31 protein-coding genes are annotated in these 25,709 nt (G+C 60.2%); 28 read left to right on the top strand and 3 right to left on the bottom strand.

All coding sequences use genetic code 11. The features are described 5' to 3' along the window. The 25 genes from CZ345_RS05845 to nrdD all read left to right on the top strand — a co-directional run bounded on the left by CZ345_RS05845 (position 1) and on the right by nrdD (position 21,478). Positions 1-1,713 carry a phage portal protein gene (locus CZ345_RS05845; protein WP_077072253.1) on the top strand — a complete coding sequence of 571 codons (1,713 nt, stop codon included), beginning with the start codon at positions 1-3 and terminating at the stop codon, positions 1,711-1,713. Next, positions 1,703-3,760 carry a prohead protease/major capsid protein fusion protein gene (locus CZ345_RS05850; protein ID WP_077072254.1) on the top strand — a complete coding sequence of 686 codons (2,058 nt, stop codon included), beginning with the start codon at positions 1,703-1,705 and terminating at the stop codon, positions 3,758-3,760. The genes CZ345_RS05845 and CZ345_RS05850 overlap by 11 nt, the downstream gene beginning before the upstream one ends. A 176-nt stretch (positions 3,761-3,936) precedes the next feature. Beyond that, positions 3,937-4,290: a DUF2190 family protein gene (locus tag CZ345_RS05855; RefSeq protein WP_077072255.1), complete on the top strand. Its 354-nt coding sequence runs from the start codon at positions 3,937-3,939 to the stop codon at positions 4,288-4,290. Between the two features lie 4 nt (positions 4,291-4,294). Beyond that, the gene (locus tag CZ345_RS05860; RefSeq protein ID WP_077072256.1) at positions 4,295-4,840 is read left to right on the top strand and encodes a glycoside hydrolase family 108 protein; all 546 of its coding nucleotides are present in this window, start codon (positions 4,295-4,297) and stop codon (positions 4,838-4,840) included. After that, on the top strand, positions 4,837-5,157 hold the full coding sequence (locus tag CZ345_RS05865; protein ID WP_077072257.1) for a hypothetical protein: 321 nt from the start codon (positions 4,837-4,839) through the stop codon (positions 5,155-5,157). Before CZ345_RS05860 ends, CZ345_RS05865 begins: the two co-directional genes overlap by 4 nt. Then, complete coding sequence (locus CZ345_RS05870; protein WP_077072258.1) at positions 5,154-5,357, top strand: hypothetical protein; 204 nt, start codon at positions 5,154-5,156, stop codon at positions 5,355-5,357. The genes CZ345_RS05865 and CZ345_RS05870 overlap by 4 nt, the downstream gene beginning before the upstream one ends. A gap of 120 nt (positions 5,358-5,477) precedes the next feature. Then, the gene (locus CZ345_RS05875; protein WP_077072259.1) at positions 5,478-5,933 is read left to right on the top strand and encodes a hypothetical protein; all 456 of its coding nucleotides are present in this window, start codon (positions 5,478-5,480) and stop codon (positions 5,931-5,933) included. Then, on the top strand, positions 5,933-6,640 hold the full coding sequence (locus CZ345_RS05880) for a hypothetical protein (protein WP_144277260.1): 708 nt from the start codon (positions 5,933-5,935) through the stop codon (positions 6,638-6,640). Before CZ345_RS05875 ends, CZ345_RS05880 begins: the two co-directional genes overlap by 1 nt. A 1-nt stretch (position 6,641) precedes the next feature. Then, the gene (locus CZ345_RS05885; protein ID WP_077072261.1) at positions 6,642-6,980 is read left to right on the top strand and encodes a head-tail joining protein; all 339 of its coding nucleotides are present in this window, start codon (positions 6,642-6,644) and stop codon (positions 6,978-6,980) included. Then, the gene (locus CZ345_RS05890; RefSeq protein WP_077072262.1) at positions 6,973-7,578 is read left to right on the top strand and encodes a hypothetical protein; all 606 of its coding nucleotides are present in this window, start codon (positions 6,973-6,975) and stop codon (positions 7,576-7,578) included. The genes CZ345_RS05885 and CZ345_RS05890 overlap by 8 nt, the downstream gene beginning before the upstream one ends. Before the next feature lies 1 nt (position 7,579). Continuing rightward, entirely contained in the window at positions 7,580-7,756 is a 177-nt protein-coding gene (locus CZ345_RS05895) for a DUF2635 domain-containing protein (protein ID WP_204224237.1), read from the top strand. Continuing rightward, entirely contained in the window at positions 7,756-9,228 is a 1,473-nt protein-coding gene (locus CZ345_RS05900) for a phage tail sheath subtilisin-like domain-containing protein (RefSeq protein ID WP_077072263.1), read from the top strand. The genes CZ345_RS05895 and CZ345_RS05900 overlap by 1 nt, the downstream gene beginning before the upstream one ends. Before the next feature lie 12 nt (positions 9,229-9,240). After that, positions 9,241-9,612, top strand: coding sequence for a phage tail tube protein (locus CZ345_RS05905; RefSeq protein WP_077072264.1), 372 nt, complete (start codon positions 9,241-9,243; stop codon positions 9,610-9,612). Then, a complete protein-coding gene (locus CZ345_RS05910) occupies positions 9,612-9,887 on the top strand; it encodes a phage tail assembly protein (protein WP_077072265.1) in 276 nt (91 codons plus the stop codon). Before CZ345_RS05905 ends, CZ345_RS05910 begins: the two co-directional genes overlap by 1 nt. A gap of 117 nt (positions 9,888-10,004) precedes the next feature. Continuing rightward, on the top strand, positions 10,005-11,627 hold the full coding sequence (locus CZ345_RS05915; protein WP_077072266.1) for a phage tail tape measure protein: 1,623 nt from the start codon (positions 10,005-10,007) through the stop codon (positions 11,625-11,627). Positions 11,628-11,652: 25 nt separating this feature from the next. Continuing rightward, positions 11,653-12,807, top strand: a complete 1,155-nt coding sequence (locus tag CZ345_RS05920; RefSeq protein WP_077072267.1) for a DNA circularization protein — start codon at positions 11,653-11,655, stop codon at positions 12,805-12,807. Further along, positions 12,800-13,927, top strand: coding sequence for a phage baseplate assembly protein (locus tag CZ345_RS05925; protein WP_077072268.1), 1,128 nt, complete (start codon positions 12,800-12,802; stop codon positions 13,925-13,927). Before CZ345_RS05920 ends, CZ345_RS05925 begins: the two co-directional genes overlap by 8 nt. Beyond that, positions 13,924-14,526, top strand: coding sequence for a phage baseplate assembly protein V (locus CZ345_RS05930; protein WP_077072269.1), 603 nt, complete (start codon positions 13,924-13,926; stop codon positions 14,524-14,526). The genes CZ345_RS05925 and CZ345_RS05930 overlap by 4 nt, the downstream gene beginning before the upstream one ends. A 75-nt stretch (positions 14,527-14,601) precedes the next feature. Then, complete coding sequence (locus CZ345_RS05935; protein ID WP_077072270.1) at positions 14,602-15,084, top strand: phage GP46 family protein; 483 nt, start codon at positions 14,602-14,604, stop codon at positions 15,082-15,084. Further along, entirely contained in the window at positions 15,081-16,118 is a 1,038-nt protein-coding gene (locus tag CZ345_RS05940; protein ID WP_077072271.1) for a baseplate J/gp47 family protein, read from the top strand. Before CZ345_RS05935 ends, CZ345_RS05940 begins: the two co-directional genes overlap by 4 nt. Before the next feature lie 2 nt (positions 16,119-16,120). Next, complete coding sequence (locus tag CZ345_RS05945) at positions 16,121-16,708, top strand: YmfQ family protein (RefSeq protein ID WP_077072272.1); 588 nt, start codon at positions 16,121-16,123, stop codon at positions 16,706-16,708. 8 nt (positions 16,709-16,716) lie between these two features. Continuing rightward, complete coding sequence (locus tag CZ345_RS05950; RefSeq protein WP_077072273.1) at positions 16,717-18,780, top strand: tail fiber protein; 2,064 nt, start codon at positions 16,717-16,719, stop codon at positions 18,778-18,780. A 10-nt stretch (positions 18,781-18,790) separates the two neighbouring features. Beyond that, entirely contained in the window at positions 18,791-19,759 is a 969-nt protein-coding gene (locus CZ345_RS05955; protein ID WP_077072274.1) for a hypothetical protein, read from the top strand. Between the two features lies 1 nt (position 19,760). Beyond that, positions 19,761-21,281 (top strand): thrombospondin type-1 domain-containing protein, encoded by a 1,521-nt coding sequence (locus CZ345_RS17565; protein ID WP_077072275.1) that lies wholly within the window; start codon positions 19,761-19,763, stop codon positions 21,279-21,281. A gap of 35 nt (positions 21,282-21,316) precedes the next feature. Continuing rightward, positions 21,317-21,478 carry an anaerobic ribonucleoside-triphosphate reductase gene (gene nrdD, locus CZ345_RS05965; RefSeq protein ID WP_077072276.1) on the top strand — a complete coding sequence of 54 codons (162 nt, stop codon included), beginning with the start codon at positions 21,317-21,319 and terminating at the stop codon, positions 21,476-21,478. A 1,418-nt stretch (positions 21,479-22,896) separates the two neighbouring features. Here nrdD and CZ345_RS05975 read toward each other — a convergent pair. After that, a complete protein-coding gene (locus tag CZ345_RS05975) occupies positions 22,897-23,544 on the bottom strand; it encodes a VTT domain-containing protein (RefSeq protein ID WP_077072278.1) in 648 nt (215 codons plus the stop codon). 91 nt (positions 23,545-23,635) lie between these two features. Beyond that, positions 23,636-24,022 (bottom strand): hypothetical protein, encoded by a 387-nt coding sequence (locus CZ345_RS05980; RefSeq protein WP_077072279.1) that lies wholly within the window; start codon positions 24,020-24,022, stop codon positions 23,636-23,638. 143 nt (positions 24,023-24,165) lie between these two features. Between CZ345_RS05980 and CZ345_RS16545 the strand changes: the two genes are divergently transcribed. From CZ345_RS16545 to CZ345_RS05990, 3 genes are read left to right on the top strand one after another with little or no spacing between them, the layout of a single operon-like run. Further along, entirely contained in the window at positions 24,166-24,414 is a 249-nt protein-coding gene (locus tag CZ345_RS16545; protein WP_144277262.1) for a hypothetical protein, read from the top strand. A 32-nt stretch (positions 24,415-24,446) separates the two neighbouring features. Further along, a complete protein-coding gene (locus tag CZ345_RS05985) occupies positions 24,447-24,890 on the top strand; it encodes a phage regulatory CII family protein (protein ID WP_077072280.1) in 444 nt (147 codons plus the stop codon). Between the two features lie 14 nt (positions 24,891-24,904). Further along, on the top strand, positions 24,905-25,102 hold the full coding sequence (locus tag CZ345_RS05990) for a hypothetical protein (RefSeq protein WP_077072281.1): 198 nt from the start codon (positions 24,905-24,907) through the stop codon (positions 25,100-25,102). Here the strand turns inward: CZ345_RS05990 and CZ345_RS16550 are convergent. Continuing rightward, complete coding sequence (locus CZ345_RS16550) at positions 25,099-25,320, bottom strand: hypothetical protein (RefSeq protein WP_077072282.1); 222 nt, start codon at positions 25,318-25,320, stop codon at positions 25,099-25,101. The genes CZ345_RS05990 and CZ345_RS16550 overlap by 4 nt on opposite strands. Positions 25,321-25,709: the final 389 nt, after the last annotated feature.

Below are 25,709 nucleotides of genomic sequence, written 5' to 3' on the forward strand. Positions count from 1 at the left end.
ATGGGCGTGCTTGAGAGCATACGAAAATGGCGCGTGCGTCGCGCCCGTGCGCTGCTCAGAAGCTGGGGCTACGACGGCGCTTCCCTTTCGGAAGCGAACGAGTGGCACACGGTCAACGAGCAGATCAACTGGCTCATAGGCCGGGCTTCCCCGCGCCTTCGGGCCCGCGTGCGCGACCTGGTACGCAACTTCCCGCTCTTTGCCCGCGGCGTGAACGTGTACACCGCCTATATGGTGGGCCGCGGGGCCCGCTTCCAGTCGCTGGCCGTGCATCCCGACGGCTCTCCCGCCTATGAGGTGCGCCGCCGCATAGAGGACAGATTCCGCGCCTGGATGGAACAGGATGCCGATATCTCCGGCGGCCTGCATTTCTATGAGCTTCAGCAGCTTTTGTGCCGCCAGATCATGGAATGCGGGGAAGGCTTTTTCACGTTCTGCCGTCGGTCTCATTACCGGGTGTCGCCGCTTGCGCTCATGCCCATAGAGGCAGACCGCCTCACGGAACTGGGCGGCGGCCGGGATACGGAGCGCGTAGGGCATTTTGCCGGTGTGGAGTACGACAGACTCACCGGGGAAAAGCTGGCCTATCACATCATGAACGACGGCTACAGCGCAAACGTGACCCGCGTGCCTGCGGATGAGATGCTGCACATTTACCAGCACCTGCGGCCCGGCCAGCTTCGCGGCGTCACGCCCTTTGCACCGGCCATACTCACGGCCCGCGCCATGAGCCAGTTTGTGGAAAGCGAGCTGGACGCAGCCCGCAAGGCAGCCAAGTACCTGGCCATAGTGACCACGGATCAGCCGGACGTGTACCAGGCGGCGCGCGGCATTGCCGGCGCAAAGAAGACGACGCAGGGCACGCCCATAGAAAGCCTGGAAAACTCCATCATCGAATACCTGCGCCCCGGCGAAGATATCCGCTTTGCCGAAGGCGCGAGCCGCCCGGGCGATGCCTTCGACCGTTTCAACCGCTTTGCGGCCCGCATGGTGGCCGTGAGCATAGACGTGCCCTATGAGGTGCTTTCCGGCGACTACACGGGCATCAATTACAGCACGTCCAAGGCCAGCCGGGGCGACGCCCTCATGCTGCTCCGGCCCCATCACTTCATGATGCAGAACCGTTTTTCCATGCCGGTGTTCCGCCATTGGCTGGATATGGAAGCCCTCACGCAGGATTACCTGCCGCATTACTGGCTGGGCCGGGAAGGGTACCAGCGCTGCATGTGGATACCTGCGGGAATGCCGAGCGTGGACCCGCAGCGTGACGGCCGGGCCGATATCGAGGCCATAGCCGCGGGGCTCAAGTCTCCGCAGGAGGCCATTCTCGGCCGCGGCGGCGACCCCGAAGAAGTGCTCGATCAACTGGCCGAATGGCAGCGCATGGCGGATGCGCGCGGCGTGACCTTCGGCCAGGTATCCGAAAGCCTGAGCGGCAATCCGGCGGCTCTGGAAGATCAGCCGGTAGCCGTATCTTCCGGGCAACAGGCCGACGGCGGCGAAAAGGCAAAGGAAATCACGGAGGAAGCGGGAGAACTCCTGAACGGGGCGCAGGTCACCAGCATGGTGGACATAGTAACCGCCGTGTCTTCGGGGCAGATTCCCCGCGATACCGGAATCAAGATTCTGGAAACGGCCTTCGGGCTCACCCATGAGGAGGCCGAAGACCTCATGGGCAACGCCGGAATGAATGGAGACGACAATGCCGAATAAACGAACGGACATTTTCCATGCGTCCAGCCGTGCGGTCTCTCTGGGGCGGTGTGGTGCGCCTCTTTCCCTCAATGAGGCGGAACGCAGCGTGGAGTTCACGGCGGCCACGGAACAGCCGGTGAATGTGTGGGACTGGGAGAAGTGGGACGTGGTGCCCGAGGTTCTGCGTATGGACGGCGTGCAGCTTCCGGCATCGGGGCAGGTTCCCCTGCTGGACACGCACGACGGCACGAGCGTGCAGAACGTGCTCGGCAGCTTCGGCGCCTTCCGCACGGAGGGCGGGCAGCTTGTGGGGCGCGCCACATTCTCCGGCGTGCAGGCCGGAGCGGATGCCTTCCGCCGTGTGGCGGAAGGGCACATTACCGATGTTTCCGTGGGCTACGAGGTGCTGGCGTCCACCTGGGTGGAAAACGGCGCTACGGCCACGGTGGAAGGCGTGGAATACACGGGCCCCGTACGCGTGACCACGGCATGGAAACTTTTTGAGGTATCGCTCTGCCCCGTAGGTGCGGACGACAGGGCAAAGGTGCGGGGAAACATCATCAAAACCGGAGGACATGACATGCCCAACAAACTGCCCGAACAGGAGAAGCGTTTCGACGCATCCGCCGCCAAGGAAAAGCTGACCGCCGCCGTTGCGGCGCTGAACGAGCTGGCGGCTTCTCTTTCGGAACCGGAAGAGGACAAGCCGGACGATGCCGTGGAAGACAATGCCGAACCTGCGGCCATACCGGAAAGCCCCGCGGGCGAAGGCGACGGCCGCAGCGCGGAAAACAGCTGCGATCCCGTGGAGGAAGAACGCGCCCGCATCATGGAAATCTCGGCCATGTGCCGCGCCCACAACATGCCCGCCAATATGGAGGAAGAGATGATCCGCAAGGGCTACAGTCTGGACAAGGCCCGCGCGGCCGTGCTTGCCCGCCTTGAAGGCAGAAGTTCCGCCGCCTTTGCCCGTGTGGATGTGGGCCGTACCGAACAGGAAAAGGTGCGCGAGGCCGTTTCCCACGGCCTGCTGCTGCGCTGCGGCGTGGCGGAATCGCGCATCAACGGCGGCAGGCCTGCGCCCGGAGCCCGCGAGTTCTCCGGCATGAGTATGCGCGAAGTGTGCCGTGAAATGCTTGTGAGAAGCGGCCGGCCCACGAGCGGCAACGTGGTGGAAATGGTGGGGCGTGCGCTCTCCACCACCGACCTGCCGAACCTTCTCACCGATACGGCCAACCGTGTGCTCATGGACGGCTGGGAATCGGCGGACAAGCAGTGGCAGGTATGGTGCGGCCAGGACTCCGTTTCCGACTTCAAGGAACTTACGCTGCTGGACTTTGCGAGCGGCGACGACCTGGCTCTTATCCCCGAAGGCGGCGAATACCAGAACGGCCGTGCGGCCGAGCACGCGGAAAGCGTGAAGATTGAAACCTACGGCAAGATTTTCCCGCTCACCCGTCAGGCCATAGTGAACGACGACCTGGGCGCGTTTGCCCGCATTGCCCGCAACCACGGCGAAGCCGCCGCCCGCATGGTGAACCGCCTTGCCTGCCGCGTGCTCACCGCCAACCCGACCATGGGCGACGGCAAGGCGCTTTTCCACAACGACCACGGAAACCTTGTGTCCTCCGGCGGCAACGTGCCCACCGTGGAATCCCTGGGCGCGGCCTTTCTGAAGATGCGCACGCAGAAGGACCTTCTGGGCAATCGTGTTCAGATCCGTCCGCAGTTCTTCATTGCGCCGGCTGCGCTGGAAACCGGGGCGGAGGTCTTCTTCAACTCTCAGCTCATCGGCACGCAGGAAAAGCCCAACCAGGCGAACATCTACGCGGGCAGCGTGCTCACCCGTGTGTACGACGCGGAACTGGACGACGTTTCCGCCGCGGACTGGTATCTGGCCGGCCCCAAGGGCAAGACGGTGACCATCTTCACCCTGAACGGCGCAACGGCTCCCTACCTGGAATACAAGGAAGGCTGGCGTGTGGACGGCGTGGAATACAAGGTGCGCCTTGATGTGGCCGCCAAGGCCGTGGCCTGGCAGGGGCTGTGCAAGTCCGCAGGCTAGAGCAGGAACGGCTCCCGCATCCTGTCTTCAGACGGATGCGGCGCGAACAAGGAGCAGGCGGAATTCACTTCCGCCGTCAGCAATGAGTGAGACGTGCAAGTTTCGTAACCGTACGGTGTGTCCGTCAGTAACAGGAACAAGCAATACTTATCCTCCTGAAGGAAAGGAGAGAGAACATGCAGAACAAGATTCAGGGAACCCACCTCATGAGCTACGCGCCTTCTTCCGATCCTGTGAAGGGCGGCAGCTTGGTGAAACTGGGGGACTCCCTTTACGGCGTGGCGGTGAATGACCTTGCCGTGAATGAAACCGGCATTGTGGATACGGACGGCGTTTTCGAGCTTCCCAAGGCTGCGGGCGCCGTTACCCAGGGCGCGCCGCTGTATGTCGACGGCGACGGCAAGGTGACGGCCACGGCAACGGACAAGGCCTATTGCGGCCGGGCCTTTGCTGCTGCCGGAAGTTCGGATGCCACGGTCAAGGTCATGCTGAACTTCGGCATGGACCCTTCGGCCTACAACGCGGGCTAGTCGTATGGGCTGCTTTGAAAAGGCCCATACCTTCGTGGCGCGCATGGAGGGCGGCTTTGTGGACGACCCCGCCGACCCCGGCGGAACCACGAACTACGGCGTATCCCTGCGCTTTCTCAAGACTCAGGGCCTTGAAGTCGGGGATATCGACGGCGACGGCGACATAGATGCCGACGATATCCGGGCGCTTACGCCGGAGCGTGCGGCGGGAGTGCTCCGCCGTTCGTTCTGGGATGTGTTTCCGCTGGATAATGTGCCGGACCCGCTGGCCCTGGCCGTGTACGACACGGCCGTGAACATGGGGGTGGGGCAGGCCAAGAGGCTGACGCAGAAGGCTCTTTCCGTAGATGCGGACGGCCGCTGGGGCCCGCTGACCTGGGCGGCCATAAAGGCCTGTTCTGATCCCAGGGCAACGGCTCTTACTCTGGTGGGGCTCCGCAGTTGTCGATATGCCGGGCTCATCGTCAAAAATCCAGACCTGAGGAAGTTTGTCCGGGGCTGGGAAAACCGCATAAAGGCGCTGGAAAAGGAAATAAGGAGTGCGGCATGAAAGTGCTTTTTCTGGTGGGGCCCATGCTGCTTTTGTCCGCAGCCGGAGCTGTGGCGGCGGAAGCTGCGGAAGCGGTTCCGCCCGGTGCGGATATGGCGGCGGAACTGATCGCCTGCCTGCCGGATTCCTGGAGCGGGTGGGTGACTCTGGCGGTAACGGTGTGCGCGGCGGTTTCGGCGGTGTGGAGCCGCCCGGCCGATGATGCCGGTGTCGCGGTCCGCATCCTGTATGCCGTGGTGAACGCCGTGGGGTTCAATGCGGGCAAGGCGCAGAACGCCGACGATGCGGCGGCGAAAGCACGGAAGATCCGGGCGTGAGCCGTGTTTCGGAAATCCTTTACCTTCTGCTCTCCCTTGGGGTGCGCCTTCTCGAACGGCTGGACGCAAAGAAGGCTGCGGAGTTTCGCGCTGCTGTGCTGGCTGATCCTGCCGGTGAGTGGGTGCGCCTCATGGGTGGGGCGGACAGAAGGGGAAGTTCTGGAACAGGCTCCGACAACGCCGGGGGCGCTGGTCACTGAAGGCTGGTCCTACGTTCACGGCGGAAGGGAAGTGGCGGAAGAAGGCACATGGGTTCACCTGCCCGCAGGGGAAGCGGGAAACCTCCTTTTGTGGGTGAAGCAGGCGGAGGAGAAATGCCGATGAACGACCTGGGAAACGAATCCCGCCATGCCGCCGAGTATCTGGACTGGTTCCGGGGGATATGGCCGCTGGCGCTTCTGGCCGGTGTGCTGGCCTTCCTTGTGGCGGCCGGGCACATCAAGCGCAGCTACCGCCAGCGCAGCCGCGGGCAGATTATCGGTAACATGCTCTGGTCTGCGCTGGTGACGGGCTTCCTGGCGCTGGGAGCGGTGGCCCTGCTGCCGCTGGTGGCTCCCGAACCGACCAGAGGCATGGAAATAGGCGTGGTCATCTTTGTCTGCGTGTTCGGCGTCAAGGGCATGGATGTGGTGCTTCGCCGGTTCATGGGTCTGTCGGTGGTGGATCTCATGGACCCGGCGGACATCAACGACATCCGCCGGGGAATGTCTCCCCGTCAGCAGGAGGAGCACGCCCGGAACTGCCCCTTCCGCTGTGAAGACTGCGGGGGGAAGTGATGGCTTTGAAGGCTGGGCCGGTGAGAGAACACCGGGGGCATTATAAACGAAGGCTTGTCACCATCCGTGCCGCGCGGGATGTGAACCTGAACATGGATCTGTACCTGAACGAGGAGCTTTCAGGCCGGTCACTCAGCCTGAAGGCGAAGGACCTTGCCGCCGTTCAGGCCAATGCGGTGAACACGTCTCTGACGTTCATGCAGAAAAAGATGCTGGCCCTGCTGACAGGCCGGTACGCGGTTTCCCGGAAGTTCTTTTCCCGCTGGTTTTATCGGCGCAGGGCCGATGCCAGAAAAGGCAGGGTTACAGGCATTCTTCGGGCGGATGGCCCGAGAAGTGTTCCCATAGAGGATTTTCCTCATGAGGTGAAAGGGCCGACCTATACCAGAAGGGGAAAACTGAAGAAGCGCGGCGGACTGTATGTGAAAATCAGGCGTGACGAAGGCGTGAAGCTTGTTGCGGGCGCGTTCGGCTGGTCTCCGCACGGAGGAGATATGTATTTCGCGCGGAAAGGCAAAAAGCGTCTGCCCATCGAACGCAAGTTTACCACCTCCGGTTTGGGATACCTGGCCGACGAAACCTGCGGAAAAGGGCAGGAAGGCCGGGGGATACACGCGGAAACCGTGGCCTACATGCGGAATGAGCTGACGCGCCAGCTCGACAACCGCCTGGCCAAAATAGCCGCCCGGATGAAGGCAAAGGGCTGACATGAACATTCTGGACAGACTGGATGCAGACATGAACGCCGTGTTCTCCCAGGAAGACGGCATAACGGAAGCCTGCGTTGTGGAGAACGTGGCCCTGCGCTGCTTTTACGAATACCCCACGGAAGACGCTCAGCCCGGTTCCGCGCGGCTGGCCACGCCGGTGCGGGCTCCGTATGCCACGCTGCTGGCTTCGGAGGTGAAAGCGAAGCTCGGCCGCAAGCTGAAACGCGGGGATGTGCTCACCGTTCGCGGCAAGGCGTTCCGCATCGAGGTCATCCGGCCCGACGGCATAGGGGGCCTTGTGTGCAAGCTGAAGCGGCAGGAGCCGGGCAATGATTGATATCATGGGCAGCTTGCCGGCGCATCCGCGCACGGCGCTTCGTCAGGCCGTGGGCGCGCTCATTGAGGCGGCGGGCTTTTCCGGCCGCGTGTACCTGAACCCGGAAGAGCCCTGGGATGCTCCCTCGTTCCCCAGTGTGGGCGTGTACATCGTCAGCGAGAACAGGCCGGAAGTGGACCTTTCTCCCGTGCCGGACAGCCGTGAGGTCACGCTTGCCGTGGACATTCTGGAAGCCGTGCGTGGCAACCGCCTGCCCCTCGATGACCGTATCGAAGCGCTGGAACTTGCCGTGGACAGGGCGCTTTCCTTTGAGGCTGTGGACGGAGAATACACGGCCCGCGGCGGCCTGCTGGAAGACTTTGAATACTCCGGCATGGAGCTCGGCAAGGCCGACAACGGAGAAATCACCGTTGCCTGCCTCACGCTCACCTATACGGCGGTTTATCGTATGCCGCCGCAGAAGGGGAGCGTGGACCTGTTCCGTACCGGATATGTGGAATGGGACCTTGCGGACGGCGCAGGCAAGCCCGACGGCCGCAAAGAGGCAACGGACATCATCACCCTTCCGCAGGATGGGGACGAAAGCAAAGGAGAATGACATGCAGCGCGAACAGATGTTTGTGAAGCCTGCATCCGGCCGCGTGGTGCGCGACCCGTCCACCGGCCTGCCGCTTCCTGAAGGCGGCGCCGTTGTGGAAAAAACGCAGTTCTGGCTGCGGCGTCTCAGGGAAGGCGACGTGGAGAAAATCCACCCCGAAAGCAAGGAGACGGAATAATGGCCATATCGTTCAATGAAGTGCCGCAGGGCATTCTTGTGCCCGGCGCCTATGTCGAGTTCGACAACAGCCAGGCCATGCAGGGCGCAAGCCTCATGGACTACACGGCGCTCATCTGCGCCCAGATGCTGGAAGGCGGAAAGGCGGAGCCGCTCAAGGCCTACAGCGTGACCGGCGCAGAGCGTGCGGCGGAACTTTTCGGCCGCGGCTCCCAGGCTCACCTCATGGCCCGGGCCTTTTTTGAAAACAACGGCTATACGAGCCTACGCATGATAGGCGTGGAAGACGGGGAAGAGCTGACCAAAGCCACCGGCTCCATATCCGTGAAAGGCACGGCCACGCTGGGCGCGCCCATCTATCTGTATATCGCGGGGCAGGCGGTGTCCGTACCCTGCGCAACGGGAACGGAAGCGGCGGCGCTGGCCACGGCCATGGCTGCGGCCATCAATGCGGAAGCGGACCTTCCCGTAACGGCACAGGCAAGCGATACCACGGTTACGCTCACGGCCAGAAACGGCGGCACTCTGGGCAACGACATAGACATCCGCCCGGCCTACTACAACGAAACCATGCCCGAAGGCATCGAGCTGACCGTTACGGCCATGAGCAAGGGCGCCGGCCAGCCCGATGTGGAAGAGCTCATCGCCGCCTGGGGCGATACCTGGTACCACGTCGTAGTCTGGCCGTGGAACGACCGCGGCAGCCTGCGCACGCTGGAAGCCGAGCTGGAAGACCGCTGGGGTCCCCTGCGCCATATCGACGGCGTGGCCATCACCTCCAAGGCGGGCACGTTTTCCGAGCTTCAGGATTTCGGCAGCGGGGAAGACAAGGGCAACTACGCGCATATCTCCATTGTGGAAGCCTGCAAAACGCCCACGCTTCCGGCGGTGCGCGCTGCGGCCGTGGCGGCTCTGGTGGCCTACTACGGCAACAACGACCCCGCGCGTCCGTTCCAGACGCTGACCATTTCCGGCGACCTTGCTCCGGCACAGGAAGACCGGCTTACCCTTGAAGAACGCAACCTGCTGCTGAAGGCGGGCATAGCCACCACGGTGACCGATGCGGGCGGCAACGTGACCATTGAGCGCATGGTGACCAACTACCTTGCCACGTCCTCCGGCGCGGCCGATACCAGCTATCAGGACGTGAATACGCTGCTCACGCTCTCGTATCTCCGGTATGACTTCCGTTCCCGCATCCTGCGCAAGTATCCCCGCCACAAGCTGGCCGGCGACACGGAAACCATAGCGCCCGGCCAGGCGGTCATGACTCCGAAAATCGGCCGTGCCGAGGCCGTGGCGGCCTTCCAGGACTGGCAGGAACTCGGCCTTGTGGAAGACATGGCCAAGTTCAAGGCAGGCCTTGTGTGTGAGCGCAATGCCGCAGACGTGAACCGCCTGGACTGGCTCATCACTCCCGATCTCGTCAACCAGTTCCGCGTGGCCGCGGTGCAGATTCAGTTCCGGCTGTAAAGGAGCATCATCATGGCAATAGGCAATCGCCGTGCGGGCCGCATTTCCTTCAAGGTGGACGGTACGCTTTACGAGGCAAAGGGCAATTTTTCGTACAATCTGGGGCTGGATGTCCGTGCAGCCATCATCGGGGCCGACGGTGTGCACGGCTACAAGGAAACGCCGCAGGTGGCCTACATAGAGGGCGCCGTAACCGACAGAGAAGACCTTGATCTGGAAGCTCTTGTCGGTGCGGATGAATGCACCGTCACGCTGGAGCTCAACAACGGCAAGATCATCACGCTTTCCCGCGCGTGGTTCGCGGGCGACGGTACGGCGTCCACCGAAGAAGCGGAAATCCCCGTGCGTTTTGAATCCAAGAACCGCGCTCAGGAGGTGAAGTGATGAACGATGTTGTCCCCGTCACCGTCACGCTGAACTATCCCGTGCAGTTCGGGGACGAACTCATTACGGAACTGAAGTTCACCCGCCGCGTGCGCCTTTCGGACATGGCCGATACCTCGGCCGGGGCCCTGACCATGGGCGATATGGCCCGCATCATAGGCAGGCTTACCGGGCAGGACAGGCAGGTCATCATGCGCCTGGAAGGGGACGACATAGCCCGCGTCATGGAGGCGGCCACGCCTTTTTTAGGGAATGGCCGGACGACTGGCGCATAGCCGCAGGCTTTCTTCTGGCGGAGTGCCATACACCGCCGAGTGAGATCATGGCCATGACCGGCCCGGAACTCAAGTTCTGGGCCGGATGCCTGGCCGCATACGGAAAAGAGAAGAACCATGGCAAAGAATAAGGTCTCCATAGATTTCGTCATCGGCGCCTATGACAGGTTCTCCGCTGCGTTCGCCAGGTTCAACGCAAAGCTTGAATCGGCAACGGGCGCCGTGAGCCGTATGCAGGCGCAGGTGTCCCGCTTCGGTCAGAGAAGCGGGCTGAGTCAGGTTGCCGGAGCCGCGGCCGGTGTGGCCGGGGCTTTTGCCGGCATGGGCGACGGGGCCATGGAATCACTGGGCCGCGTTACCGGTGCGCTGGGGAAAATGTCCCTTCTTCTGGGCGGTGCGTCCGGCGGCATGGTTGCGCTTGCTTCCGCCACGGCGGAACAGGCGCAGGCCGCCGAGCGTTCGGCCGAGGCCCTGGGCGTGAACGCAACCGACCTGCAGAAGCTGCAATACGCCGCATCCACGGTGAACGTGGAAGCCGAGGATATGACCGACATCCTTTCCGACCTCACGGAAAAGATGGTGGAAGCCGGAGATTCGGACGACCTTGCCGCCATGTTCAAGGCCCTTGGCGTATCGTTGAAGAACGCCGACGGCAGCATGAAGAACTCGGCGCAGGTCATCATGGAAATTTCCGATGCCTTTTCCCGTATGCAGGATGGCCCGGTAAAGACGAAGCTGGCCATAGAACTTATGGGAGATGCAGGCCGAAGGCTCATTCCCGTGCTGAACAAAGGCTCCGCCGGGCTCAGAGACCTGGGCCGGGAGGCGGAGCAGGCGGGCCTTGTGTTTGACGGTGCGGCCCGAAGCGACGCAAAGCGCTTTCAGGAAGCTCTGCGCGGCGTGGGCGACCAGACCGCGGGCCTGCGTAATGCCATAGGGCGGCAGCTCATGCCGGTGCTCACCCCCGTCATGGAAAAGTTTGAAGGCTGGCTGGAGCTGAACAAGAACCTTGTAGCCACAAAAACCGGCGAGTGGGTGCGGAAAGTGGCGGACAACCTTCCCGCTTTTCTGGACGGCGCCGAGCGCTGGATCACTACCGGCGGCAAGGTGCTTGCCTGGTGCACGGATTTTATCGACCGGACCATAGGCATGGAAAATGCTCTGAAGCTCGTTGCTCTGTATATGGGCACGCCGTTCATCCGGTCTCTGTTCAACGCCGGCAAGGCCGTGGGCGGGCTGGGGCTTGCGCTTACGGCAACACCGTTCGGCGCATTCATGGCGGCCCTGGGGGCCCTCGTGGCCGCCGGATGGTGGCTCTATAACAACTGGGCGGATATCTCCGCCGGAGTCACGAAATTCTGCGCGGAGATAAAAAACGCCGTTCAGGGCGTGGCGGATGTGCAGGAAGCGGCCGACATCCACGGCATAGACCTTGAAGATACCGACGCGCTCATGGACCCGGAAAACGCCCGGATGCTGGCGGAGGCCGCCGGTGGCGGCAGCCGTGAGGCGGCGTTTCCGCCTTCCATGCCCGAAAGCCCGACATCCGGTTTTTCCGATCTTGCCCGTTCCGGCACGGTATCTTCCGAAACGGTGCGTAAGGAAGAGAAGGAAGTAACACACAAGGTGGAGCTTGTTGTTCCTGCCGGTATGGAAGCCAGGGTTGATGGCCAGGCCAGCGACGCCGTCACGGTGAAGCGCGACAACATGGGTTACGGCTGGGCCTTTGCGGGGGTGTGACATGGCGCAGGCATGGAAAATGCGTATGCAGTCGGCCTCCTTCCGGGGAGTGCCGTTCCAGGTGTACGCTGCAGGCGGCGAACTCGGGCGATCCACGGCCCTGCATGTGTTTCCCAACGGTTCAACGCCGTACCCGGAAGACCTGGGCAAGGCGCCGCAGTTCTACGAGGTGCAGGGCTTCGTTTCCGGTTCGTCCTATATGGCGCAGCGCGATGCGCTGGAAGCGGCCCTGCAGCAGCCCGGTCCGGGCACGCTGGTGCATCCGTGGTACGGCAGTTTGTATGTTGCCCTTGCCGGGCCGGTACGCACGCAGCACAGCGCGGCCGACGGCGGCCTCTGGCAGTTTCAGGCGCGTTTCGTGCGGGTGGAAAAGCCCGGCGGGCTGACGGGAAGCCCCAATCTTTCGGATATGGTGAGCGGGCGGGTAAACGCCGTTGCTCAGCGCGCGCAGGCGCTGGCCGATTCCGTGGGGCAGTACATGGACAAGGGCGCATGGGTGGTCTCGCAGATAGAAAGCGCCGCCGGCGTTTTCATAAGCAGTGTGAAAAGCGTTCTTTCCCTGCCGGAAGGGCTTTCCGCCCTGGCCGGAATGGCCGGTTCCACCGGCTGGCTTGCAGGCCTGGTTTCTTCCGGGAGCTTCGGGGCTTCCTGCTGGGAGATGATACAGGCCGGAGTGGATAACCTGCCGTCCGGTTCGGGGCCTTCGGCCCTTCTTGGCCTGGTGCAGGCAGCGCCGGAAGTTCCGGTAAGCGCCGCCTTCGGCACGTCGCGCAGGGCGGCGGCCGAAGGGCAGAGAATCGTGGCGAACGTCCAGCGGCAGATGTGCGTTTCCGCCGCCTGTGCCGTGGCCGCAGGCCATACGCCTTCCACCACCAGAGAGGCGGGCACCCTTCAGGCGGCCGTGCTGGACGCGATGGATGCCGCCCAGCTGGATGCCGGTGATGCCGCTTTTGCCGCGCTTTCCGACCTTCGCACGGTCACGCTCCGCGCCATGGCGGAAAAGGCCCGCACGTTGCCGGATGTCATTTCCGTAACGGAAAGGCAGGTCATGCCTTCGCTGGCCGTGGCATGGCGGTGGACCGGAGGCATTGAGGCCGAGCAGGATCTCATCATCCGCAACGGCCTGCGCCACCCCGGCTTTGTGCCGGGCGGCCGGGCACTGGAGCTGATAGATGGCTGACATCACCTTGACCGTGGGCGGTGTGGACTGGACGGGCTGGGAATCCCTTCAGGCTTCCCGCAGTGTGGACGCCATGGCCGGCGCGTTTTCCCTGGGCCTTGCGGATCGCGTGCAGTACGGGGGCGCGTCCCTTCCTCTGGCTCCCGGTATGGAATGCGTGCTTTCCAGCGGGGCGGATACGCTGGTCACCGGCTTCATCGACAGCGTTTCCCAGTCGCTCGATTCCGGCAGGCACGGGATAACCGTATCCGGCCGGGACAGAAGCGCCGATATTGTGGACGCCTCCGCCGTACATGCGCCGGGCAGCTGGAAGGGCGCTTCCCTCATGGATATCTGTTCGGCGCTCTGTGCGCCTTTCGGCGTGCCGGTCACGCTGGAAGGCGACCAGGGGCAGCCCGTTACGGCGTTTCAGATACAGCCCGGGGAAAGCGTGGCGGAAGCCGTGCAGCGCCTTTTGAAGCAGCGCGAGCTTGTGGCCGTGCCGGACGGCAAGGGCGGCCTCAGGCTGGCCGGACTGGCGCAGGAAACGCTTTCCGCCGTTCTTCAGGAGGGCGTGAACGTGCTTTCCGCCTCCGTTACCTGCGACGCTTCCGAACGCTTTTCCGAGTATGTCGTCACCGGGCAGAAGCAGGGGACGGATCAGAATTTCGGCAAGGCGTGTTCCGTCAGGGCAACGGTTACGGATGAGCAGATAACGCGATACCGGCCTTTGGTTATCCGGGCCAGCCAGCAGGGGGACGCAGCATATATGCGCCGCCGTGCCCGGTGGGAAATGACCACGCGGAGGGCCGAAGGCACATCCGTACAGGTCACGGTGCAGGGCTGGCGCGACGGTACCGGCAGGCTCTGGGAACCCGGAGTGCTGGTGCCGGTGAGCCTTCCCACGCTGGGCATATCGCAGAGCCTGCTTATTGGCGAAGTGACCTGGACGCGGGATTCCGGCGGTACCACCACGCAGCTTATGCTGAAGGACCCCGCGGCCTGGCAGCCCGAACCGGAAGAGGCACAAAAGGCTGCATCCTCAGTGGCTTCCCCTTCCGGTACGGACTGGGATCTGTACGTCAAACAGGCCGAAAAGGCCAAAGCAGCAGGGCAGAAGGTGCAGGAGGCCATGGCATGAGCCGCGACGCTATCATGGAAAGGGTGCGCAACCTCATGCGCGACGGCGTATCCCGTGCCGTGCTCAACGTGGTGGATGATGAAGGCAACATGCAGCGCGTTCAGGTCACGCTGCTGGAGGATGAAGTCATCGACGGCGTGGAACGCTTCCAGAACTACGGCTTCACCTCCGTGCCGGAAGAAGGAGCCGAGGCCACGGTGGTGTTCGTGGGGGCGGATCGTTCCCATCCCGTTGTTGTGGTGGCCGACGACAGGCGCGTACGCAAAAAGAGCCTGAAGCCCGGGGAAGTGGCCGTTTATCATAAAAACGGCGACTTCATTCATCTGAAGAACGGGAACGAAATCGAAGTCAAAACAACCACGTTCAAGGTGGACTGCGACACCGCCACGCTTGCCGCAAGCAAGGAAATCACGCTGGACACGCCTCTTGTCACACTGACCGGCCGCCAGCAGACCACGGGCGAAAAGTCCGGCGGCGGAGCGTCCACCTTTGTGGGCGGGCTGAAAAATACCGGTGGCGACATTGTGAGCGACGGCGTTTCCCTGGAACATCATACCCATCCCGGCGACAGCGGCGGCACCACGGGAGGGCCGCAATGATGGAGCGTTTCATAGTCTGGTGCGTGGTCGGAGTGAGCATTGTTCACCTCATCCGCTTCATGCACAGGGGGTAGCATGGATATTCTCATTACTCAGAACGAACAGGGGCTTTTCGATCTGCCGGTGAAAAAGGGCGATCTGGTGGGGGATGGTTCTCTGGGAACGGAAATCATGGTTTCCCTGTTTACCGATATCCGGGCGGAAAAGGATGAACTTCCGCCGGAATACGGCGATCTTCGCGGCTGGTGGGCGGATGCGCTTTTTTCCCTGCAGGGCGAGGGGCAGGGCACAGGCTCCAAGCTCTGGCTTCTGCGCAGGCAGAAGCAGCTGGAAGCCGTGCTCGTGCGGGCGGAAACCTACGCGAGGGATGCCCTGCGCTGGCTTGTGAATGAAGGGCTGGCCACGGCTGTGGAAGTAACGGCGGAAAACCCTTCCCCGGGCCTCCTTGCCCTGCGCGTGGCCGTTACGAGAACAAGCCCTTCGGTCATGCAGCGCGTGACGGATGTGTGGAAGGTGGGCATTACTGAAGAATCCGTAACCATGGCGAGGGATATATGAGTTTTTCGCGGCCTTCTCTTGCCACCTTGCGTTCCCGCATTGCGGCCGACGTGTCCGGCCGTCTTCTGGACGGCGCGCCGCTCAGGTCCCGGTCGGTGCTTTCCGTGCTGGTGTATGTGTGGGCCGGGGCCTGTCACCTCATGTACGGGGCCTTGCAGTGGTATTTCTCCCAGTTCTGGATAAAGACGGCGGAAAAGGAGTTTCTGGAACGCAAGGCGTCCACCTGGGGGATTACCCGCAAGGCAGGCGCCCGTGCCGTGGGGCAGGTTTCCTTTACCGGTTCAGGGCTTGTGCCCGCAGGCGCCGTGCTCAGAAGTGACGAAGGGCGGCTCTTCACCGTGGATGCGGATGTAACCGTACCCGGCACGGGCGCGGTCACCGCTTCGGAAAACGGCAGCGCTTCCAATCTGGATGAGGGCGAAGCGCTTTCGCTGGTGCAGGCCGTAACCGGAGTATCCGGCACGGCAACGGTGCTTTCCCTGTCCGGCGGCGTGGATGCCGAAACGGACGACGAACTCCGCGCCCGCCTGCTGTCGGTGCTGCAGTCTCCGCCCAGGGGCGGCGCTGCGGCGGATTATGTGACCTGGGCGCTGGAAGTTCCGGGCGTTACCCGTGCCTGGTGCTATCCGCTTTACCTGGGGCTCGGCACGGTGGGGCTGTCCTTCGTCTGCGACGGGCAGGCGGAAAGCCCGCTCCCGGATGAGGAAATGGTGCGGCGCGTGCAGGCCCATATCAACGAACGCAGGCCGGTAACGGCGGACGTCCATGTTTTTGCCCCGCGGGCCATGCAGGTGGATGTCACGCTCCGTATTGCGCCGGATACTTCGGCCGTGCGTGAAGCCGTGAAGGCGGAACTTCACGACCTGTTCACCCGCGAGGCGGAACCGGGAATAACCCTGCTCAGGTCTCATATCGACGAAGCGGTCAGTATTACGGCCGGGGAGGAAGATCACCTGCTCATCTCTCCGGCGGCGAACGTCATTCCTGCAAACGGAGAGCTCCCCGTGCTGCGATCCGTGCTTTTTGAGGAGTAATCATGCCCCACAATGTCGATGATTACGCCGCCATGCTTGCGCGGCTTTTGCCTCAGGGGATGATATGGAGGCCTTTCCCCGGCTCAAACTTTTTCCGTCTCCTTTCCGCCTTCGGCGCGGAACTGGCCAGGCTTGAGGCCGATGCCGCCAGGCTGGTGCGGGAGGTCACCCCTGCGCAGGCCGATGAGGCGCTGGAAGACTGGGAGGAAGAACTCGGCCTGCCGGACGAATGCAGCCTTGCTTCCAGCGATACGGAAAGGCGGCGGCAGATAGTGCTGTTCAGGCTCCAGCGCAACGGCCTGATGAATGAGGAATATTTCCGGCAGCTTGCCCTGTCCATGGGCTATGACCGTGCGGAAGTATATACGGTGCGGCCTTTCCGCGCAGGTACTTCCCTGTGCGGCCATGCCGTTTGGGATGCATGTTTCCACCATGTGTTTTTCATTACGCTTCCGACCGTTTTCGGTACGCCCATGCGTATGGGGGACCGTGTCGACAGCCGCCTGCGTATATGGGGCATATTCGATTTTGAGTGTCTGGTCAGGCAGGTGAAGCCGGCTCATGCCGGTGTCGTGTTCAAATACGAATAGGAGAAGCTATGCAAAGGATTCATGCTGCCGATACGGTTCCCCTGCTCCCGGAAGCTCCGAAGGGAGGAACCCCGGGGTACTTTTCCGACGGTAACGCATCCACGGGCGATATGGCCACCGTCATAGATGCGGCGTGGTGCAACGGCGTTCAGGAAGAACTCATGGCCTTTCTTGCCGCTGCGGGAATAGAACCGAGTGCGGAAGACCTCGGGCAGGTTCTGGCGGCGGTCAGAAAGCTTACGGAAGATGCCGTCAGGGGATATGCCGCCCCCGTAGATCATGCAGACGAGAAAAGTACCTATGGCAAGGGCTCCGCAGCAGTCTACGGACATGTGAAGCTTTCCGATGCGACCGACGCCGCCGGCCTGGACAGCAATGCAGGTACGGCGGCCAGCCCCAAAGCGGTGGCTGAAGCCATGGCGGCAGCGGATGAAGCCGTGAAAACCGCCTCTTCCGCCCGGGAAGAGGCAAGCGAAGCGGCGAAAAACGCATCCGATGCCATGTTTGCCGCAGATGGGGCATGGAATGCGGCAAATACGGCTCAGCAGGCGGCCGAAGCGGCGGCTTCTTCCGCACAGGCTGCATCGGAAAGTGCGGAGTCTTCCGCCTCAGGCGCGGCGGAGGCTGCAGCTTCCGCTTCTTCGGCTGCAGAACATGCACGGACGGCATCAGGCAAGGCGGGGGAGGCATCAACTTCCGCATCCGAGGCCGCGGCAAGCGCGGGCAAGGCAAAAGCATCGGCCGATACGGCCGCACAAAAGGCTTCTGCCGCCGCGGAAGATGCGGTAACGGCCTCGGGCAAGGCTGCGGAAGCCGCAACTTCCGCTTCCGCAGCGGCTTCTTCCGCCAAACTTGCCGGGCAGAAGGCCGACGCAGCCGAAACCAGCGCGACGACGGCAGCGCAGAAGGCGCAGGCTGCATCGGCATCTTCCGCCGAGGCGCAGTCCGCAGCCGATGCAGCGGCGGACAGTGCGGCCGAAGCGGCGGAAAAGCTCGATACCTACAAGAATGTTCAGGCCACGGCGAAAACGCTTCCCGCAGGTTCCGCAGCTTCGGCATCCTTCAACCCGGAAACCGGCGTGCTTACCATAGGCATTCCCCGGGGCGCGGACGGGGCCGACGGCGTAAACGGCGAGAATGGAACGGACGGCAGCGCCGCAGCCATTACGGACGTCAAGGCTACTGTAGACGCAAACACGGGCACCCCGGCCGTTACGGTTACGGTCGGGGGCACGCCTCAGGCAAGAACGCTTGCCTTTGCCTTTAAAAATCTCAAGGGAGCGACGGGGGCGAAGGGCTCCACGGGCGCCGCGGGCAAAAATGGCGCGGATGGGGCAACATTCACGCCTTCCGTCTCCTCCTCCGGTGTTCTCAGCTGGACCAATGACGGAGGGCTTTCCAACCCCTCAAGCGTCAATATCAAGGGGCCGAAAGGCGACACGCCTTCTCTTTCGGATGCCGTGAACAGTTCTTCCTCAACTGCCGCCGCCAGTTCCAAGGCGGTAAAAACGGCATACGACAAGGCGGTCGCCTCCGGGAAAACAGTGACCCATACGGTAAGCACGTCGGGAATCTACCCCGTGCTGCTGGCCTATACGGCGGCTCTTGCGGCAAGCAAAACCGAAGGCACACGCTTTTCCTCAGAAGTGCAGGTGGACGCCGAAACCGACAGAATTCTGGCCAAGGGCTTTTACGGGAAGATCGTTCAAACCACCTGGGTAGGGGCGGCCAAGGCTGGCGGAAGCCTCGTGGAAGGGAATGTGAAGGCAGGCGGCTTTGTGCCCTTTATCCGGTACAAGTCGGCAAACGGTGTTTTTGTTCTGAACGGGCACTCCGACGGAATGCTCATTTCCTACCTTACCGATGCGAATGTGGAAGCCGGCGCCAATACCGTGTCGGAATCTCTTGAGTTTACCGAAGAGGGCGTGCTTGTTTCCTCCGGTGGTTTTAAGGGGAGCCTTTCCGGCAAGGCATCGGATTCCACCAAGTGGAACGGCGCCGCGAAAACCGTATCGACGGCCGCGCCTTCGGGCGGGGCGAATAATGACATCTGGATTCAATACATTGCATAAGGGGGAACACATGTCCGACGCTACCGAATACCTTATGACCTGGGACGGCATGGAAGGGCGCATCATTTCAAACGGCTACCGGCTCGGCACGGATGAGCGCTTCGCCCTGTCCTTCGCCTATGCGGCGCTTTACTATGAACCGCAGAGCGGCAATGCCTTTCTGGTGGATGAAGAAGGGCGAAGCAGGCCTCTTTCTTCGGAGGAGATTGCGGAAATCCGGGCCTTCTGCGGCTCGTTCTGGCAGAAGAACGACTTTGACGTACATGCCTACGATGCGGAATCGGGCCTGTATGAAGGCTGCATGGCAAAGAGCGCTGCGGAACATGCGGGCCTTGCCTACCGTGTGAACGAGGCCCCCGATCATCCGGCCTGCAAATGGACGGGCGAAGCCTGGGAGCGACTGGCCATGGTCGTGCTCGATGACGGCGCCGTGCGCGACTGGCCGGAAAACATCTGCGCCCAGTGTGTGCTGGGCTTTACCGAAGCGGAAAAGGCGCAAAAGGTTCCGGAGCGGCCCGGCATGTATCATATATGGGATATCGCCTCCGGCGCATGGAAGGACCCGCGCAGCCTGGAGCAGGCAAAAAGGGATGCCGCGTCTTCGCTGCGTGTGGATTTCGAGCTTCTGCGCCACGCCAAAAGTGCGGACGGCTACTTTACCCCGAACTATGAAACCGAAACCTGGACCTGGCAGGCCATGGAGGCCCGCGCATACCTTGCCGACGAAGGCGCATCCACGCCGTACATTGATGCCTTCCTTGCCGCCCGTACCGACGAGGGAAAGCCGGGGAAAAGGGCTCTCTGTGAGGATATCCTTGCCAACCACAAGGCCTTTCTCGCCACCATGGCGGAGGTAAACGGCGCACAGTGGGCCTTTCTTTCCCGGGTGAAGGCCGCAGCCACAAAGGAAGAATGCCTTGCCGTGCAGAATGAGGCGCATGAACACTGCATGGCGGCAAGGCGTTCTCTGGAGGTGTAGTATGCCGGTACAGGTAAAAGTAAGCGGAGCCTGGAAAAAGCAGAAGCACAGCTATGTAAAGGTTTCGGGCGCGTGGAAGACAACCCTGAACACCTGGGTAAAGGTCTCCGGCGTATGGAAAAAGGCCTATACCTACAGCTATTCCTATTCGGCATGGTCCGCGTGTTCCAAAAACTGCGGCACGGGCACGCAGACGCGCACGGCAACCTGCAAGCGTTCCGACGGCCTTTCCGTTTCCGATGCCTTCTGCACGGCCTACGGTGTGACCAAGGCCCCCCTTTCTCAGAACTGCAACACGCAGGAGTGCTTTACCTGGAAAGAATATACCACCAATACCACCTTTACCGCTCCCCACAACGGCACCTTCCGCTTCACGGTGTACGGCGCAGGCGGTGGCGGAGGAAAGGGAGGAGCCGGTTTCTACAAGGCTACAGAACAGCCGAACGGCTCCCCGTTCTTCATCAATGCCGGGGGCGGCGGTGGAGGCGGAGGCGGGGGCGGCTACTTCACCACAAAGGAACAGTACCTTTCCGCCGGGCAAACGGTATCGCTTTCCATAGGCAGCCCCGGCGCAGCCAATGGCGGTAACGGCGGCACAACCACCATAGGGGGCAGCGTGTCCGCCTCCGCAGCCGGAGGCCTCGGCGGAAGTGCGGGCGGCGCAGGCTCAGGTTCTGGAGAGAGCAGTTTCGGCGGATCGGGCGGCAGCGGCGGCGGGGGTTCCGTAAACGGCGGAACCGGAGGCGGAGGCCAGGCCCACCAGAGCAGCGTAAATGTGGACTATTCTTCCGGCGGCGCAGGGGGTGGCGGTGGCCAGGGCGGCCGTTTCTTCCGGCGGCGCAGGGGGTGGCGGTGGCCAGGGCGGCCGTTGGGGTGGGCCCGGCGGCAACGGCGGCGGTGCGGGCAATACCATTCCTTCCGTGGGCTCCGGGGGGAACGGCACCGCCGGTTCTTCCGGCATGGTGCGGGTGGAGTATGTGGGGTAACGCCCCGCAGGGACATGTGGGCGAAAAATCTTAAGAAGGATCTTTTCATGCAGAGAATCCAATCTGTAGGAACGGTCGATGCTCTGCCGGAACCGGAATTTTCAGGCAGGCCCGGTTACTTTTTCGGCGGCGACCCGACAACCGGCAAGCAGGCAACCGTGGTTACCGCGGACTGGCTCAATATGGTTCAGGAAGAACTGCTTGCCGTAGTCACGGGGGCAGGCCTGGAACCGGATGCCCTTACGCAGGATCAGGTACTCCAGGCCATACGCGCCCTTGTGGTTTCCGGCGCGGCAACAGTCATGAAAGGGGCTACGGAGTCGGCAAAGGGCGCTTCCGGCCTTGTGCCGGAACCTCCGGCGGGAAGCGTACGCAAGCCCCTGGGCGGCGGAGGGACGTTTCTTGATGTTGCGGATATCGACATCACCGGGAAAGCGGACAATGCAGAAAAATGGAGCGGTGCGGAAAAAAGAGTATCCGCCGCTTCGCCTTCCGGCGGAAATGACGGCGATGTATGGTTTCAGTATCTTGCCTAGGCATTGCCTGCCGTACCTTTCCCGGAGGTGAAGTCATGGAAAAGACCGTAGGGCAGGGCGTCCGCTTCGAGCGCATCCGCCGGATCACCGGCTACCTCGTGGGCGGGCTGGACCGCTTCAACGACGCGAAAAGGGCGGAAGAGAAGGACCGTGTGAAGCACATGAATATGGAGCCGTGGAAACATCGTGTGGCTTGACGAAATCAGGAAAAATGCTCATTAAGAAGGGGAGGAAAGTGCTGGTAACACCTTCCTCCCCAGAAATGGGCCAGCTTCCGCATTTAGTAGTTCTAAACGCTTTTTGCCAGCCCCCGGAAGTAGCAGCTTCCGAGGGCTAACTCGTTAAAGGTCTATTCGACGGATAACGATTGCCGCAATGACCGCTGCCAGAATCTGGACAAGCAGGTCAATGAGAAGCTGCTCCATTTGAGCCTTCACCTCCTTTGCGGAAGCAGGCCCACGTCGGCACCATACGGAAGCGCCTGAGAAAAAGCAAGGCCCGACTTATGCCGGACCTTTTTGGTAAGTGTGGCGTCGAAGAAGGCAAGCTCAGCTTGACGAAACGGGAGAAAGTGCGCATTAAGAAGGGGCAGGGAGTGCGAATCCCTGCCCCATGGGCCAGTCCCGCCGATTCGGTTTAGTGAATCATTGTTTCCGGCCTCTGAAGGAAGTGTCAGTTCCTTCAGAGGCCAAAGTTATTTAAGAAGCTGGGAAAGTACCCAGCCGCCGATAACCGTAGCCAAAGCGCCGGAAATGACTTCCAGCAGGAACTGACGCATGGGCGTATCCTCCTTTGCGGGAGGCTGGCCCACGTCGGCACCATACGAAAGTGAAGTGTAAAAAGCAAGGACGGCATGCCGCTTGACGAAACGGGAGAAAGTGCGCATTAAGAAGGGGAGGAAAGTGCTCCAACACTTTCCTCCCCGGAGTGGGACACACCTCCGAGTTACTCAGCTTCGCTGGGAAGCTCAAACGTATGCCCCGACAGAAGGTGCGAACTTCTGCCGGGGCGAACCTTTTTAATCAAACCAACGCTTGATCAAATCGGCCAGCAGGCGGCCAACCACGGTGACCACGACTGCCCGGAGCAGTTGCACCATAGGCACCACCTCCTTCTCTGCCGCCACCGGATAACTCCGGCCGTACAGGTGCACGAAGGCGTGCCCACGTCGGCACCATACGAAAGTGAAGTGTAAAAAGCAAGGACGGCATGCCGCTTGACGAAACGGGAGAAAGTGCGCATTAAGAAGGGGAGGAAAGCGCGTCAACACCTTCCTCCCCAGTGATGGGCCAGCTTCCGCGTTTAGTGGGTACTAAACACATTTGCCAGCCCCCGGAAGTAGCAGCTTCCGGGGGCCAACTCGTTAAAGGTCTATTCGACGGATAACAAGGGCCGCGATGACCGCCGCCAGAATCTGGACAAGCAGGTCAATGAGAAGCTGCTCCATTTGAGCCTTCGCCTCCTTTGCGGAAGCAGGCCCATGCCCGGCACCATACGAAAGCACCTCATAAAAAGCAAGGCCCGGTTTATGCCGGGCCTTTTGCAGTTTTTAAAGTGAGAATTTCTCTTGTTTTTCGTACAAGAATCATTCTGACCAATTTTCCCAGACGGGAGACTATCCTTTTTTTTTCAATATTGAACGAATAAAGCCGAATACCACGGGAGAAATGGAAATAATAATTATACTATAAATAACGATACTGAAATTTTCTTGCACTATCGGAATATTCCCAAGGAAAAATCCCATAAAAACAAGGCCTGTTACCCACGCTGTAGCGCCAATAATGTTAAAGAAAAAAAATTGAGCAGGATTCATTAAGGCTATTCCTGCAACAAAAGGAGCAAAGGTGCGTATAACAGGAATAAACCTTGCAAGAATGATAGCTTTTCCTCCATGACGCTCATAAAATAGATGAGCTTTAATAAGATGCTTTTTATTGAGAAACCTTGTTTCTTTTTTGAAAATAGCAGGACCTGCATGACGTCCTATTTCATAATTTACGGCATCTCCAATGACTGCTGCACATAAAAGAACTGCTATACATAGAAAAACATTAATAAAGCCTGCTCCCGCAACGGTGCCGACCGCAAAGAGGAGAGAATCTCCCGGAAGAAATGGAGTAATTACCAGGCCTGTTTCACAGAAAACGATAATAAAAAGTATAACCAATAACCAATATCCATATGATTCAACAAGTGAAAAGAGATATGTATCTATATGTATGGCAAAAGAAAAAAAGCTTTCTATAATTGAAAGAATCATACAAGACTCCATTATGTGCCGACGGCTCATGCGCAGTCCGGCCCGTCGTCCTCTGGGGAAGGGGACTCCCACAACCGGAATCCGTGTCTTTTCAGACGCTGTTCTTCTTGGATTTCCCGGCAGAGTCTTCTGTGCTGTCTCCCAGAAGGAGCTTGGCCGTGAGGGTTCGGTTCAAGCGGCGCTCTTCATCCAGCTCGGAGCGCAGACGCTCGATTTCCGACCTCAAGAATTTTATTTCTTCTGGGGTAATTCGTTCGGGACTAATGTCTCCCTCTTCCACACCAAAAAAAAGAAAATTCTTGGGTACATCGGGCCAAAGTTCGGAGATGCGCCAGAGAAGTGAAGCTAGTTTCCCTTGGTGTTCAAAACTGAAGTAGCGATTGAAAGTTGGTTGAGCGATGCCGAGAGCTTGGGCCAATTCTTTACGGCTACTTTTTTTCTTTTGAAGAACAAGGTCAACACGTTCAAATAATTCCATAAAATAAAACCTTGCCGTAAAAATTCAAAAATGAATTGACTTAATATTCATTTTTGAATACAAGCGTAATAGCCAAGTGAAACAAGAAAGACAAACAACAAAGCAAAATTTTTAACTATAGGAAAAGCAAGCAGAGGTCAAAGATGGAACGCTATGACCTGCTCAGAGAGTGGATGAACGACAATTCTGTCACATTGGCGTGGGCAGGAAAAAAAATGGGGATGACAGGGCAAGGTGTTGGGCGTCTTCTGCGTGCAGCGCGGATACCGGTAAAGCGACACGAGGCGCTGGTCTTACTCGGATTCCCCATTGAACTGCTGCCAAGAGCTGAAAACTATGTCCGGAAGGCCATTGTTCCCGTTTGGGAACAGGATAGCAAGGCGACGGCCTGAATCACACGCAAAACAGGAAACGGGATTCAACTATGGAAAGTCTCACAAGAATATGCCACGCCGCCGTGAAGTGCGCGCCCTCCGGCCTGTCAGCCGAGGATGTGGCCGATGTGCTGGGCGTGAACTACAAAACCATGATGGCCGAGCTGTCCGGGTCGGAACGGCACAAGTTTGGTCTGGACCTTCTTGTCCCGCTGGTTCAGGCCACGGGCAGCGACGCGCCTTTGAAGGCCATAGGCCGCGCCTGCGGATGCGTATTCATCCGCCTGCCGGAAGTCGGGAAGGTGGAGCAGCCCATGCTGGACAGTATGGCCGCGTCTGTTCGGGAATTCGGGGATCTTCTGGCCGCTCTCGGCGACGCCCTGCGGGACGGTGTGATCTCCCGCGTGGAGGCGGACAGGATAACGAAGGAAGGCCATGAGGCGCTGGAAGCGGTGATGAAGGTCATCTCTCTGGCCGGAAAGGAAGCCGAATAAAAAAGGAGGCTGTTATGAATTGGCAGGATAATTATGATACAGAAGAAAAAAAACAAAAACTTTGCGTTGAAACGACAATAGGAAAAGAACTGGTAGATATTGTGACCATACTTCAGAGTTTGGGAGCGGAAAAAAATGTAATCATAGCCGCAGTTCTTGGTAGGTCTGGTATTTGTTCTTCTGCGTGGCCGCAAAGAGAAGTTCAGCACTAAAAAGAGCGCTTCCACTCCGAGAGGGTTTCAGGGGAATCAATGGTGTCCATATCGTCCCAGTCTGGATGCCCCGTGGTGTGAGTAAAAACATCTCCAGCGGCCAGCTCCGGCGTTTGATATATTCCCATTACATCTTCTGCGATAACAAGTTGCCATCCTCCAAGAGGCGATGGAGAAATCTCAATGACTCCTACAGGTGAAAAAAAGAGATACTTCATTTTTCTCATTCATAGCTATGTAGGTTAAAAGAAATGTTAACGAAACAAGTAACCTTAAAGAGTTTGACACGTCAAGAGTGTCTATTGATTTGGCTATATAGAAAGAAGTTAACAGCGGCGGAGATTGCGCGAGTTTGTGGGGTGACGAGGAAAAGTGCCAGGTTATGGTTACGGGCGGAACATTTGCCGTCCTATCGTATCAAGCAGCTTCTTGAAATGGGAATTCCCATTGAGCTGTTACCGAAGCCGTTAGATATGAGAGCTGGCCAAACAAATAAGAATTTTCAAGAGTCAGAATAAAAAAAGCGGCCCGCAGGGGAGGGGAAGTTCCCGGCGGGCCAGAACGCAAACATACCATAGGAGTGCGTATGAAAAAAGACGTACAGCGG

The sequence above is a fragment of the Mailhella massiliensis genome (genome assembly GCF_900155525.1).
Lineage (GTDB): Bacteria > Desulfobacterota > Desulfovibrionia > Desulfovibrionales > Desulfovibrionaceae > Mailhella > Mailhella massiliensis.